Annotated in this window: 14 protein-coding genes and 1 pseudogene; all 15 read left to right on the forward strand. The window is 41.0% G+C overall.

The genetic code is table 11. The features are described from left to right. The first annotated feature begins 9 nt into the window (after positions 1-9). Positions 10-1,107 carry a stage V sporulation protein E gene (spoVE, locus tag AC1TO8_RS06080; RefSeq protein ID WP_482054716.1) on the forward strand — a complete coding sequence of 366 codons (1,098 nt, stop codon included), beginning with the start codon at positions 10-12 and terminating at the stop codon, positions 1,105-1,107. Positions 1,108-1,112: 5 nt separating this feature from the next. Continuing rightward, a complete protein-coding gene (murG, locus tag AC1TO8_RS06085) occupies positions 1,113-2,234 on the forward strand; it encodes an undecaprenyldiphospho-muramoylpentapeptide beta-N-acetylglucosaminyltransferase (RefSeq protein ID WP_482055228.1) in 1,122 nt (373 codons plus the stop codon). A gap of 128 nt (positions 2,235-2,362) precedes the next feature. After that, positions 2,363-3,268 (forward strand): UDP-N-acetylmuramate dehydrogenase, encoded by a 906-nt coding sequence (gene murB, locus AC1TO8_RS06090; RefSeq protein WP_482054717.1) that lies wholly within the window; start codon positions 2,363-2,365, stop codon positions 3,266-3,268. Next, entirely contained in the window at positions 3,258-4,568 is a 1,311-nt protein-coding gene (gene murA / locus AC1TO8_RS06095) for a UDP-N-acetylglucosamine 1-carboxyvinyltransferase (RefSeq protein ID WP_482054718.1), read from the forward strand. Before murB ends, murA begins: the two co-directional genes overlap by 11 nt. 58 nt (positions 4,569-4,626) lie before the next feature. Continuing rightward, positions 4,627-5,400, forward strand: a complete 774-nt coding sequence (locus AC1TO8_RS06100; RefSeq protein ID WP_482054719.1) for a cell division protein FtsQ/DivIB — start codon at positions 4,627-4,629, stop codon at positions 5,398-5,400. A gap of 195 nt (positions 5,401-5,595) precedes the next feature. After that, positions 5,596-6,861 (forward strand): cell division protein FtsA, encoded by a 1,266-nt coding sequence (gene ftsA / locus AC1TO8_RS06105; protein ID WP_482054720.1) that lies wholly within the window; start codon positions 5,596-5,598, stop codon positions 6,859-6,861. 58 nt (positions 6,862-6,919) lie between these two features. Continuing rightward, on the forward strand, positions 6,920-8,038 hold the full coding sequence (ftsZ, locus tag AC1TO8_RS06110) for a cell division protein FtsZ (RefSeq protein ID WP_482054721.1): 1,119 nt from the start codon (positions 6,920-6,922) through the stop codon (positions 8,036-8,038). 319 nt (positions 8,039-8,357) lie between these two features. After that, complete coding sequence (gene spoIIGA, locus AC1TO8_RS06115; RefSeq protein ID WP_482054722.1) at positions 8,358-9,332, forward strand: sigma-E processing peptidase SpoIIGA; 975 nt, start codon at positions 8,358-8,360, stop codon at positions 9,330-9,332. Between the two features lie 162 nt (positions 9,333-9,494). Beyond that, the gene (gene sigE / locus AC1TO8_RS06120) at positions 9,495-10,220 is read left to right on the forward strand and encodes an RNA polymerase sporulation sigma factor SigE (protein ID WP_482054723.1); all 726 of its coding nucleotides are present in this window, start codon (positions 9,495-9,497) and stop codon (positions 10,218-10,220) included. Between the two features lie 118 nt (positions 10,221-10,338). Further along, a complete protein-coding gene (gene sigG, locus AC1TO8_RS06125) occupies positions 10,339-11,121 on the forward strand; it encodes an RNA polymerase sporulation sigma factor SigG (protein WP_482054724.1) in 783 nt (260 codons plus the stop codon). Between the two features lie 234 nt (positions 11,122-11,355). Next, positions 11,356-11,655, forward strand: coding sequence for a YlmC/YmxH family sporulation protein (locus AC1TO8_RS06130; protein WP_482054725.1), 300 nt, complete (start codon positions 11,356-11,358; stop codon positions 11,653-11,655). A 46-nt stretch (positions 11,656-11,701) separates the two neighbouring features. Further along, complete coding sequence (gene pgeF / locus AC1TO8_RS06135) at positions 11,702-12,547, forward strand: peptidoglycan editing factor PgeF (RefSeq protein ID WP_482054726.1); 846 nt, start codon at positions 11,702-11,704, stop codon at positions 12,545-12,547. Between the two features lie 19 nt (positions 12,548-12,566). Further along, positions 12,567-13,250, forward strand: a complete 684-nt coding sequence (locus AC1TO8_RS06140) for a YggS family pyridoxal phosphate-dependent enzyme (protein WP_482055229.1) — start codon at positions 12,567-12,569, stop codon at positions 13,248-13,250. Positions 13,251-13,252: 2 nt separating this feature from the next. Further along, positions 13,253-13,697 (forward strand): annotated as a pseudogene (locus AC1TO8_RS06145) (cell division protein SepF). 34 nt (positions 13,698-13,731) lie between these two features. Next, on the forward strand, positions 13,732-13,974 hold the full coding sequence (locus tag AC1TO8_RS06150) for a YggT family protein (protein ID WP_482055230.1): 243 nt from the start codon (positions 13,732-13,734) through the stop codon (positions 13,972-13,974). Positions 13,975-13,981: the final 7 nt, after the last annotated feature.

Here is a 13,981-nt window from a genome sequence, read left to right on the forward strand (position 1 = left end):
TGGCTTCTCATGAATCGAACACGTCCATCACTAGATCTGTGGATCCTATTATGTATTCTGGGTCTCCTCACCATTGGGATAATAATGGTTTACAGCGCAGGCTCTGTCCTTGGTTTCCGTAACTATGGGGATTCCTTTTATTTCGTGAAACGCCAGCTTCTATTTGCGGTATTAGGCATTGCTACTATGTTCGTTACAGCAAATCTCGATTATCGAATATGGACTAAATATGCCAAAGCAGGTCTAGTGATCTGCTTTGTTCTGCTAGTGATTGTACTTATCCCTGGGATTGGTAATGTACGAGGAGGGGCGCGTAGCTGGCTAGGTATTAGTTCATTTGGCATTCAACCTTCAGAGTTTATGAAGCTTGGAATGATTTTGTTTCTTGCGAAATGGTTGAGTCAGGAACATTTCAATATTACTTCTTTTAGCAAAGGCCTTCTGCCTCCACTAGGATTAATCGTTACGGCATTTGGGTTAATTATGATGCAACCGGATTTAGGTACAGGTAGTGTCATGTTCGGGGCTGCTATGATGATCGTGTTCACGGCAGGTGCACGTATGAAGCATCTTGGGATGTTGGCTCTTGTTGGTATCGCTGGATTTACTGGCTTAATTCTAGCTGCACCTTATCGTTTGAAGCGAATTACAGCATTTCTTGATCCATGGTCAGATCCTTTAGGCTCAGGATATCAGATCATTCAATCCCTTTATGCGATCGGTCCAGGTGGGCTTGGTGGATTAGGACTTGGAATGAGTCGACAAAAGTACAGCTATGTGCCGGAACCACAAACCGATTTTATATTTTCTATATTGGCTGAGGAGCTTGGGTTTATTGGGGGCGTGATTGTATTACTACTGTTTCTGATCCTGATCTGGCGTGGCATGCGAATTGCGATGACCATTCCAGACCGCTTCGGCAGCTTGCTTGCTGTTGGGATTGTGGGCATGCTTGCTATCCAAGTCATCGTTAATATTGGTGTTGTTATCGGTCTGATGCCTGTGACAGGTATTACGTTGCCATTGATTAGTTATGGCGGTTCCTCACTTACCCTGATGCTTACGGCTCTAGGAATTCTACTTAATTTATCACGATATGCGAGGTGAACATGATGAGAGTCGTTCTATCTGGTGGTGGAACAGGTGGCCATATATATCCTGCTATTGCGATTGCAAGACAGTGTGAGGAAGAGGAGCCTGGGTCTGAATTTTTGTATATTGGTGGGAACCGGGGGTTGGAGAGTAAACTGATCCCTGAGGAGAATATTCCATTTGAATCAATCGATATTACCGGTTTTCGAAGGAAGCTTTCTATTGATAATGTAAAAACGATCTTTCGTTTTATTAAAGGTGTTCAGACATCGAAAGAGCTACTAACGAAGTTCAAGCCAGATGTTGTGGTTGGTACGGGTGGATATGTGTGCGGGCCAGTTGTTTATGCCGCGGCAAAATTGCGTATTCCATGTATTATTCATGAGCAGAATGCTATTCCGGGATTAACGAACTCATTCCTTAGCCGCTATGTAAATACAGTTGCGGTTAGCTTTGAGAACACTCAGTCTTTTTTTCCAAAAGCCAACAATGTTATTTACACTGGAAACCCAAGAGCGACAACGGTACGTTCTGCTAATAGAAATCGTGGGTTCGCTACGTTAGGTATACCGATGGATAGTTCTGTCGTTCTTATCGTCGGAGGAAGCCGAGGAGCGCGTGTGATCAATGAGGCGATGATTCAAATGGCTCCACGTTTAGAAACATTAAAGCATCTTCATTTTGTTTATGTGACAGGAGAGGATTATTTCGATCAGACGCGTGAACTAATTCGAAGTGAACTCGGAAGTATGCCTAATCACCTGCATGTGCTTCCTTATGTACATAACATGCCAGAGGTACTGGCGGCAACGTCACTCATAGTGAATCGAGCAGGGGCTTCCTTTTTGGCAGAAATTAATTCACTAGGTATACCATCCATCCTTATTCCTTCTCCCAATGTTACGAACAATCATCAGGAAGCTAATGCAAGAATGTTAGAGAAGGAAGGAGCCACTCAAGTCATATTGGAAAAAGATTTGACAGCAGATCAGTTGTTTCGATCGATTGAAAATATTATGGGGGATTTAGATCTTCATAAAAAGATGTCTAACGCTTCAAAGAAGCTTGGTAAACCGGATTCAGCCAAACGGATGGTTGAGGAAATGCGACGTTTGTTAAGTGATTGTCACACACCCATGTAAGCTTACATAAGATACCGTATAATCGTGACAATCGCCCAGGGACACGGCAATATCGTACCAGAACTTTAAGTTCTCCTAATTTATTGAAAGATGACTTTGTACGATTTGAAGTGAAGGAGGAGTCTGCATTGCCGCAATGGATTTCACTATTAACGAACGCTAATGTCGGGGAAATAAGTCTGAATGAACCTATGACAAGACACACGACATGGAAAATCGGTGGACCTGCCGATGCCCTCATCGTTTCTGAAACTAGAGAACAGTTGCGAGAACTCCTTACTTTACTTCATTGTCATCATATTCCATGGATACAGGTTGGACGTGGCTCCAATATGTTGGTGTCGGATAAAGGCATCCGCGGAGTCGTGATCAAACTGGGTTCAGGATTGGAATATGCTAACTTTCAGGGGGAAACTGTGACCGCAGGTGGTAGTTGCTCATTAGTGAAGTTGAGCGTACTGGCAGGTAAACAGGGGTTAACGGGTATGGAGTTCGCAGGGGGGATTCCCGGTTCTGTCGGTGGAGCCGTATACATGAACGCTGGAGCCCATGGGTCAGATGTGTCACGCATATTCAAGTCCGCTGAGATTGTACTGGAAACAGGAGAATTGGTGACATGTACTGCTGAGGAAATGCAATTCGCTTATCGTCACTCTGTTCTACATGAGAATAAGGGAATTGTAGTAGATGCTACATTCGGGCTTCGTTATGGAGAACGCAGAGAAATAGCGGCAGCATTAGCAACCTTTAAAGAACGTCGTCGTCGCACTCAGCCGCTACAATCGTGCTGTGCAGGAAGCGTGTTCCGTAATCCGCCTGGAGATCATGCAGCAAGGCTAATAGACGCTGCGGGATTAAAGGGCTATCATGTCGGTGGAGCAGAAGTTTCATTGCAGCATGCCAATTTTATTGTGAATACTGGTCAAGCGACAGCAGAGGACGTGCTCACCCTTATGCACGAAATTCAGGAGAGAATTTCTACTGAGTATGGGATCTCACTGATGCCAGAGGTGTTTATAGTGGGTGAGCGGTAAACTCGGAGGTGAAGCATTGGACAAATTGGTGATTGAGGGAGGCAAAACCTTATCAGGAAGCGTTCGTATCCATGGTGCGAAAAATGCAGCGCTACCAATTCTAGCGGCATGTATGCTAACTGATGGTGAAGTTCACTTGCATAATGTCCCTCGGCTATTGGATATTGAAGTCATGATGAACATCCTGAGCAGGCTCGGGTGCCAAGCAAGGCATGAGCAAGAAGTGATCATTGTGGATACGTCGTCCGCCAATTCGTTTCATGTACCAGAAGATTTAATGAAACAAATGCGTTCATCTATTTTTCTTATGGGGCCTTTACTTGGTCGATTTGGGGAAGTAACTATTTACCAGCCTGGGGGTTGCGCGATCGGAGAACGAAAGATTGACCTCCATCTACAAGGATTAAGAGCGTTGGGCGCAACTATTGAAGAAAAAGACCAACAGATTCTTTGTAGGGCGAGTAAATTGGTCGGAGCTGATATTCATTTGGATTTCCCTAGCGTAGGTGCAACGGAGAATATTATGATGGCAGCAGTTTTGGCTGAGGGGACAACTACGATTACGAATGCAGCTAGAGAACCCGAAATACAGGATCTACAGAATTTCTTGAATCAAATGGGAGCGGGTATTATCGGAGCTGGAACTGACACCATCACGATTCAGGGTGTTAAGAAGCTCAATCCATGCACGTATGAAATTATTCCAGATCGGATTGTAGCAGGTACTGTAATGATTGCAGCAGCAGTAACACGTGGAAATGTTACGTTAACTCATTGTAATCCTGCGCATCTCACGTCATTAATTCATGTCTTAAAGCGTGCTGGTATTCAAATTGGTATATGCAATGATATAATGACCGTAAGTTGTATGGGCCGGCCCAGAGCAGTGGAGCGGATTGTGACATCACCGTACCCGTCATTTCCAACAGATCTGCAATCCCAGGTAATGGTATTGTTGGCTTTGTCAGATGGATTTAGTATTATGAAGGAGACGGTTTTTGAAGGAAGATTTAAACATGTCGACGAGTTGACTGTGATGGGTGCAGATATTTCTATAGATCTCAATTGTGCATTTATACGTGGAGTCCAGAGATTATATGGGGCTACGGTTGAAGCAACGGATTTGAGGGCAGGCGCAGCCTTAGTCATTGCCGGTTTGGCAGCACAAGGGAAGACAATTGTAGAGCAGGTGCACCACATTGACCGGGGATATGATCATATTGAAATATTATTCCAGAAGCTTGGAGCTGATATTCAGCGGCATACTCCGGTGCCCAAACAGTTAGATTTGGCGAACTAAGGTCCTACTTATCCCCTCTAGAATTGAGGGGATAAGAGGCATTTTATGGAGTGTTGATATGTCGAAAATGTCTATTCCCGCACTTAAACCTAATAAACCAAGAAAAATGAAGACAAGCCGTAAAATTGTTCTTATTCTATTGTTATTGTGTGTAGTCGCACTAGCTGTTCTTTTCTTCAGATCGCCAATTAGCAGAATTACGGAAATTAAATTTCATGGAAATCTATTTGCTACCAATGATCAATTGATACAAGCAGGTGAATTTAATGTTGGAGATCAATTCTTTGGGGTATCTAGTTCAACTTTGAAGCAACGATTAATGGAAGTGGATTCAGTTCAGAGTGTAATGGTGGTTAAAAAGTTTCCAGGTAAAATTAGCATAGAAGTCCAGGAATATCCAACGGTAGCCTATGAGTTGGGAGATGGAGGAAGTCTAATGGCTATTTTATCAAGTGGTGCCATGGTTCCTGTAGATAGCAGTGGTATCGCTGTGGAGAAGCCTATTTTAACGAAATGGGATCCATTAGATCCTTATAAAGTACAGCTTAGTCAAGCTCTTGGAGAGATTCCGAATCAATTGATATCGGACATATCTGAGATCATACCGTCTCCTACAGTTTCTTTTCCGGATCGTATTAAACTGTACACTCGTTCTAAGTTTGAAGTGATTACAGCGGTATCTCTACTCAAGGATAAAGTGGAATATCTTAATCAAGTGACAGAGACGGAGGAGCCAGGGCTTATTACAATGCTAGAAGCCGATTCTTATGTACCTTTTTTACTATTAGATAGTGACTCTGAATATGGGGATGGGACTACTAATACCAAGTAAAAAATGCTACAATTAAAATTATGGACAGGTTTTTCCTTTATCTTTGAATCCTACATGATTGATTAGATACTTAGTATAATATACAATCTAAAAAAAATGTAGAAAAAAGAGGAAAAGATGAAGATATGTTGAATATAGTAGAGAGTATCCTTACAAAGGGTCTTATAATTTATTAATGAACAGGAGGTGCCACGGTTGAGCAACAATGACATCATTGTTAGTTTGGACATCGGTACATCCAAAGTTCGTGCTATTATTGGGGAAGTAAATAATGGAACCTTTAATATTATTGGAGTTGGATCTGCCGACTCAGAGGGAATTCGCAAAGGTGCAATTGTAGATATTGACCAAACTGTACAATCTATCCGTAATGCAGTAGAACATGCGGAACGTATGGTTGGCATTCAAATATCTGAAGTATATGTCGGCATATCAGGTAATCATATTGGACTCCAATCAAGCCACGGAGTCGTGGCAGTATCGAACGAGGACCGAGAAATTGGTGAAGAAGACATTGAGCGTGTGCTCAAAGCCGCTGAAGTTGTTGCTTTACCTCCTGATCGGGAAATTATTGATGTCGTAGCAAAGCAATACGTTGTGGATGGTCTTGAAGGAATTCAAGATCCACGAGGTATGATTGGCGTACGTTTGGAAGTAGAGGCCATTATTATTACGGGTGCTAAGACAGCCATACATAATCTTTTGCGTTGTGTAGAAAAGTCCGGTCTAAAAGTGAAGGACTTAGTTTTAATGTCATTGGGTGCAGGTCAGATGGCTCTGTCCAAAGACGAGAAAACGATGGGATCTGTACTTGTTGATATTGGTGCTGGAACTACAAGCATTTCTATTTTTGAAGGTGGAACGATGGTAGCCACTTCTACACTACCTATTGGTGGGGAGTATGTTACCAACGATATTGCCTATGGATTACGTACATTAACCGATCAAGCTGAAAAGGTCAAGTTGAAATACGGGTGTGCATTAGTTGATGCGGCTGCTCCAGATGTTATTTTCAAAGTAACTCGAATTGGAAGCAACGTTGAAAAGGAATTTAGTCAACTGGATTTGGCTACGATTGTAGAGCCACGGATTCAAGAAATATTCTATCTCCTTCATCAAGAAGTGAAGCGTTTGGGTTACAAGGAATTACCTGGGGGATATATACTAACGGGTGGGACAGTTTCGATGCCTGGTGTTCTACAGGTAGCACAGGCTGAGCTTTCCGCTTCTGTGCGGATTGCCGTTCCAGATTATATCGGGGTTAGAGACCCAGGTTTTACTAGCGGTGTAGGGATCATTCATAATGTTCTACGTAACTATCGTGTCCGTAATACTACTACGGTGAACAATAAGAAGCAACCTAATCGTAACAATAAAGTGAATCCTGCAGCTAATCAAGGTAAGCCCCAAAAACCGGGGATGATGGAGCGTTTGAAAAACATGTTTAGTGAATTTATATAAGGTGTTCATATAACTGTGGACGAGCCATCCATGCACAATGAGGGGGAGATGGAACAGTATGTTGGAATTTGATTTTGAAATGGAGAACTTAGCTCAGATTAAAGTGATTGGTGTCGGTGGTGGTGGTAGTAATGCTGTTAACCGAATGATTGAGAACGGTGTGCAAGGCGTAGAATTTATTACGGTTAATACAGATGCTCAGGCGCTACATATGGCCAAATCAGAACATAAGCTACAGATTGGTGATAAGCTGACAAGGGGTCTTGGCGCGGGTGCCAATCCTGAAGTTGGTAAGAAAGCAGCTGAAGAATCCAGAGATCTGATCTCGAATACTCTGAAGGGCGCTGACATGGTGTTTGTCACTGCCGGAATGGGTGGCGGAACTGGAACGGGTGCTGCTCCTGTTATTGCTGAGATTGCTAGAGAATGTGGAGCACTGACAGTAGGGGTAGTTACTAGACCTTTTACTTTTGAAGGTAGGAAACGATTCTCACAAGCTGAGCTAGGAATTGAAGCTCTGAAAGAAAAAGTAGACACATTGATTGTTATTCCTAATGATCGTCTATTGGAAATTGTGGATAAAAAGACACCTATGTTAGAAGCGTTTAGAGAGGCAGATAATGTTCTTCGCCAAGCTGTACAGGGGATATCAGATCTTATTAAAGTACCTGGTCTGATCAACCTTGACTTTGCAGATGTGAAGACGATCATGACGGAACGTGGATCAGCATTAATGGGTATCGGTATAGCTAGTGGCGAGAATCGTGCAGGTGAGGCAGCACGTAAAGCTATTATGAGCCCATTGCTGGAAACTTCTATTGAGGGAGCTCGTGGTGTCATTATGAACATCACTGGGGGTTCAAATCTATCTCTCTATGAAGTGAATGAAGCTGCGGAGATTGTTATTTCTGCTTCAGATCCAGATGTGAATATGATATTTGGTGCCATTATCGATGAAGAGATGAAAGACGATATTAAGGTTACTGTAATTGCCACTGGATTTGAGCAAAAACAAGTTCTTCCACATTCTCAAATTCGCAAGGTAGGAACACCAGAGAATGAAACTGTTGAGAAGAGTACCAATAATAATTTACGTCCATTTGGTAATCAGGCAACTAGTGATCAATTGGATATTCCTACATTTTTACGGAATCGTTCACGTCCGAATAACGATTAATTTACACAGATTATAATAGAATATGGAAAGCCCGATTTTCTTATATTTCGGCAGAGACGGATATCGTCCTTGAAAAAGGACGGCATCCGTTTCTGCGTATTTAAGAAATCGGGCTTTTTTTGTTGTTTTTCGACAAAAATAAAGCCTAAATGACTACCAGGATTAGACAGACTTTGGAAGGAGGTTTTTCTATACTAATCTTATCTCCCAAAAAAGAGTAGCTTTAGAAACAGCAGACTACCTTCCTCTTAGAATACGAGTTCAAAAGATAACCTTTTGAACAACCTCTTAGATTAAACGTTCAGGCAGGTGAGGGTCATTGGTTGTCTATATCGATCTTATTTTTATCGTTAATTTACTTATTGATGCAACTGTTTTGTGGTTGACGGGTTGGATGCGGAAGTTGAAAGTGCCTTGGTGGCGTATCATTCTATCAGCCTTATTAGGTGCTTTATATGTCATCATGATGTTCGTGCCAGAACTTACGTTCATGTATACCTTTCTCATAAAGTTCGGACTTTCCTTAATAATGTTGTGGATTGCCTTCGGTTATGGAAGTTTACAACAATATTTGAGGAATATGGGATCTTTTTATATGATTAATTTTGCTGCAGCTGGTGGAATTATAGGAATTCATTATCTGCTACAGAACACAGGTGATATTTGGAACGGTATATGGTTCACGACATCAGGCGGGCTTGCTTTCGAATTGAAGATTGGCTTTTGGTTTACTATTATTATGTTTTTTATCGTCATTTACTGGTTTAAAGTTGTCCAATCATCAAAGCGAAAGTTCGATAGTAGACAAGTTTATTTAGCGGAAGTGAGGGTAGTCATCGCAGGTCAGCAAGTGAGTTGCACAGGACTTCTGGATACGGGGAATCAGTTATGCGACCCTTTAACACGAGTACCTGTTATGGTGATGGAGGCCTCTTTGTGGGAGGATTATCTACCTGAATCATGGAAAGGTAAGCTTGCTGATGGGGAAGCGGACAAACTGATTATGGAGCTAGGGCATGAATCGAACTTTATGTGGCAAGACCGTTTGAGGTTAGTTCCATATCGTGGTGTGAATCGAGGTGCAGCGTTCATGTTAGCATTAAAACCAGACTTCGTTGAAGTTAGCATGAATGGGTTAGTAAGCAACACTTCAAGAGTGTTGATCGGACTTGATGGCGGAACTCTTTCTGCTGAGAAGGCATATAGAGCCATCATTCATCCGGATCTTATTCAGGATGAGAACAAGTCTATCAATCAAGCTGTTGTTTCCAATCATATCCCACCTGTGATCTAATTTAACTAGGGAGATCATTGAGGGTCATAAGACCTATTATTCCAAGGGGAATGTATCATACAAAAGACTCAAATTATACTTGTGGAGAAAGTTTTCTTACAGAAAACTCAGATTATGCTTACGAAGAAAGTTTTCTTACAGAAAACTCTTAGGAGGAAAGAAATGATATTAGCAAAGTGGAAATTGGTTGCACAACTGCAATATTATCGTGTTCTTTTTTTAATTGGATTAAAGAGTGAAGAGATATATTACATAGGTGGTAGTGAAGCTCTTCCTCCACCTTTAACGCGTGACGAAGAGGAATATTTACTGCAACGGTTATCCACAGGTGATGCTGCAATTCGGGCCATGCTAATTGAACGTAATTTGAGATTGGTCGTGTATATTGCTCGCAAATTTGAGAATACAGGTATTAATATTGAGGATCTGGTATCTATTGGAGCTATCGGCCTGATTAAGGCTGTGAATACGTTTGACCCTGAGAAAAAAATTAAACTTGCCACATATGCTTCACGTTGTATTGAGAATGAGATATTAATGTATTTACGGCGAAATAATAAAATAAGAAGTGAAGTTTCCTTTGATGAACCGTTAAATATCGATTGGGACGGTAATGAATTATTGTTATCTGATGTAATGGGTACAGAGAATGATATTATCTATCGTAATATTGAGGAGCAAGTGGATCGTAAATTATTGCATAAAGCACTTGAGAAGCTAACCGAAAGAGAACGGACTATCATGGAACTACGATTCGGATTACAGGATGGTGAGGAAAAGACACAAAAAGATGTAGCAGATATGCTAGGAATTTCTCAGTCCTATATCTCAAGGCTAGAGAAGAGAATTATTAAACGACTGCGTAAGGAATTTAATAAGATGGTATAGTGCGTTTATAGTTCGAGCTCAAAAAATGACTTTTTGAACTCGAACTATAAATTAGGAATAAAATGAGCCTCTCGGGAGATAATGTACAGTAATGTTTCTCCTTGGGAGGTAAATCATCATGACCCGAAACAAAGTTGAAATTTGTGGGGTAGATACAGCGAAGCTTCCAGTTCTAACCAATGTGGAAATGCGGGAGTTGTTTCATGCCTTACAACAACATAATGAACGTTCAGCTAGGGAAAAATTGGTCAATGGAAATTTGAGATTAGTACTGAGTGTTATTCAAAGGTTTAATAATCGGGGGGAATTCGTCGACGATTTATTTCAAGTAGGCTGTATTGGACTAATGAAAGCTATTGATAATTTCGATTTGTCGCAAAATGTAAAATTCTCCACGTATGCGGTACCCATGATTATTGGAGAGATTCGACGGTATTTGCGGGATAATAATCCAATAAGAGTATCACGATCATTACGTGATATAGCATATAAGGCACTTCAAGCCCGCGATTCCTTGACGAATCAGAATTGTAGAGAACCAACAATATTTGAAATATCTGCGCTACTTAATGTGCCGAAGGAAGATATAGTATTCGCATTGGATGCGATCCAGGATCCTGTATCGCTGTTCGAGCCGATTTATCACGATGGTGGTGATCCGATATATGTGATGGATCAGATTAGTGATGATAAGAACAAAGACGTTTCTTGGATTGAGGAAATTGCTTTAAGAGAAGCTATGCACAGATTAGGGCAACGAGAAAAGATGATTCTCTCCATGCGTTTCTTCGAGGGGAAAACACAAATGGAGGTTGCAGATGAGATTGGTATTTCTCAAGCACAGGTATCAAGGTTAGAGAAATCGGCTATCCAGCAAATGCAGAAACATGTGAAATCGTAAAGCTAGTTGTATTAGCGTAAAGATTGTAAATATAACAAAAAGGCGATCCCAAGGGATCGCCTTTTTTATTGAGCTATAAGAAAATATATCATTCTGAAGATAAGAGTTATCCTATTTCAGAGATGGAAGGTGATTATAGGTTATAGTGAACCAGTATTCACATATATTAACCATATGTCTCTTTTCGTGTGGGTATGAAGTTGAGATTCCAGAAAAAGATATGGTGGGATGAAAATGAAAATATCTGATTTTCAAACGAAGGATGTTATTAACATTATAGACGGGAAACGATTGGGCCAGATCAGTGATTTAGAACTTGACCTCCGTCAGGGAAGAATTGAGGCGATCGTTGTGCCGAGTTACAGTAGGTTTATGGGGCTCTTTGGTGGTCGAAGTGATATTATTATTCCTTGGCATCAAATTGTGAAAATAGGATCAGATGTCGTGTTAGTGAAGATAGATGAAATCAAGGTTATAAAAGAGGAGAAAGAGAGCGAGCGAATAGAGCGAAATGATCGTAGGCCGCACTATTAGGCTCTTTTGAAAAAAAATATGTTACACTAGAACAGAGGTGAGGCGTATGGAACCGTTTGTATTGAAAAACCCTAAAGAGAATCACCCTGCGTTGTTTATGTTGGAGCCGTGGAATACTTACCAAACTATAACTGCTGGATTCACTGGACGACAAGGAGGAACAAGTCAGGCCCCATATCATAGTCTGAATTGTGCCTTTCATGTTGCTGATGATTCGACAGATGTGATAAATAATAGGATTGCTTTGGTTGAATCACTTGGCTATTCATTAGATGCATGGACTTGCGGTGAACAGGTTCATAGTAACCATATAGAGACGGTATACCCAAGTGATATAGGCCGTGGGAACAAGGATAGATCGTCTGCATTTCAAAATACAGATGGTTTATTAACAAATGTTCCTGGCGTACTGTTGACTTCTTTTTATGCAGATTGCGTACCCCTTTATTTCTATGATCAGATGAAACAGGTCGTTGGGCTTGCTCATGCAGGTTGGAAGGGCACTGTGTCAGGAATAGCATCAAACATGGTGGATAGGATGAAACAACAATATGGGAGTGATATTGCTGATATTAGAGCTGCCATTGGACCATCCATTGGTTCATGCTGTTATGAGGTAGATGACAAAGTAATGTCACATGTGTATAAATTGGAAAAGGGAAATAAGGATAACGATCTTCATTCTCCATCTTGGTATCAGAATAAGGAATCTGGAAAAAGTATGTTAAACTTGAAAGAAATGAATCGACACATTATGATGGAAGCAGGAATATTGCCGACTCATATCGAATGTACAACATGGTGTACAAGCTGTCGCAATGATTTATTCTTCTCTTATCGTAAAGATGGAGGAGTTACAGGACGCATGGCGAGCTGGATTGGCATAAAGTGAGGTGGTTTTTTCTTTGACAATGAAAGATCGAATGAACGACGTAGAAACTCGAATTAACGATGCTTGCATAAGAAGTGGAAGATTAAGAGAAGATGTTAATGTGATTGCCGTTACTAAGTATGCATCTTTAGAAATGACTGCTGAGATGATGAGTCATGGATTTATTCATGTAGGTGAGAATCGTTGGCAGAATGCTGAAGCGAAGTGGAATGCATTAGGTGAAGAAGGAGTATGGCATTTCATTGGACATCTTCAGAGTAATAAAGTGAAGGACATCATCAATAAATTTCAATATATCCATTCGTTAGACAACCTGTCTCTAGCTAAAGAATTAGAGAAGCGAGCAAGTTTCTTAGGTATAGAGGTAAAAGTATTTGTTCAAGTTAATATTTCAGGAGAAGATACGAAATATGGTTTAGCACCTGAGAATGTAGCGTCTTTTCTTAAAGAGATAGAGCCGTTCAAACATATCCGAGTCGTTGGATTGATGACTATGGCACCATTTGAGGGGAATCCTGAAGATACACGACCGATATTCAGGGGTCTAAGGAATTTGAGAGATGAACTTAACCGTCAGTCCCTAACACGTGAACCTATTACTGAATTATCTATGGGAATGTCGAATGATTTCGAAGTCGCGATTGAGGAAGGCTCTACATGGGTACGTTTAGGATCTATTCTAATGGGGAAAGAGGAGGGGTAAATATGGGGGTTATGAATCGTTTTATGAGTTTCATGGGCTTGCAGGAGGAAGAAGAAGTGATCGAGCGTGAGCCTCTTGCCGTTGATGAAGAGGACTTTGGAACAATGAATACAGAACCACGTAAGAACCAAAGAAGTAATGTAGTTAGCATTCACTCACAAAAAAATGTTAAAGTAGTACTATACGAGCCACGCTCATATGATGAAGCACAGGAGATTGCAGACCATTTACGTTCCCATCGCACCGTTGTTATGAATTTACAACGTGTACGGAATGATCAAGCATTCCGTATTATTGATTTCGTTAGTGGAACCGTGTATGCATTGAGTGGAAGTATTTCGAAAATTGGTGGTAACATATTTCTATGCACCCCAGATACGGTTGAAATCGAAGGGAATATTTCCGAGATTTTAGCTGAAGAACTTAGATCATAACAGAATGAGGTGAACCAGTTTTGTACGAAGTTGAACGGATTATTAATATGTTGTTTCTGATTTACCGTTACATGATTGTGATTTATATATTAATGTCTTGGCTTCCGAATTTACGTGATAATTTCATTGGTGAGTTACTGACAAAGTTGGTTGAACCTTATTTAGCCCCATTCCGCCGATTCATCCCACCTATCATGGGCATGATTGATATTTCACCTATCATTGGGTTGTTTGTATTACAATTTGTACAAGGTGGATTGATATTTCTTATCCGCTCTATATTCTTTTAGGTATAGT

The sequence above is a fragment of the Paenibacillus sp. Y859 genome, from assembly GCF_056786405.1.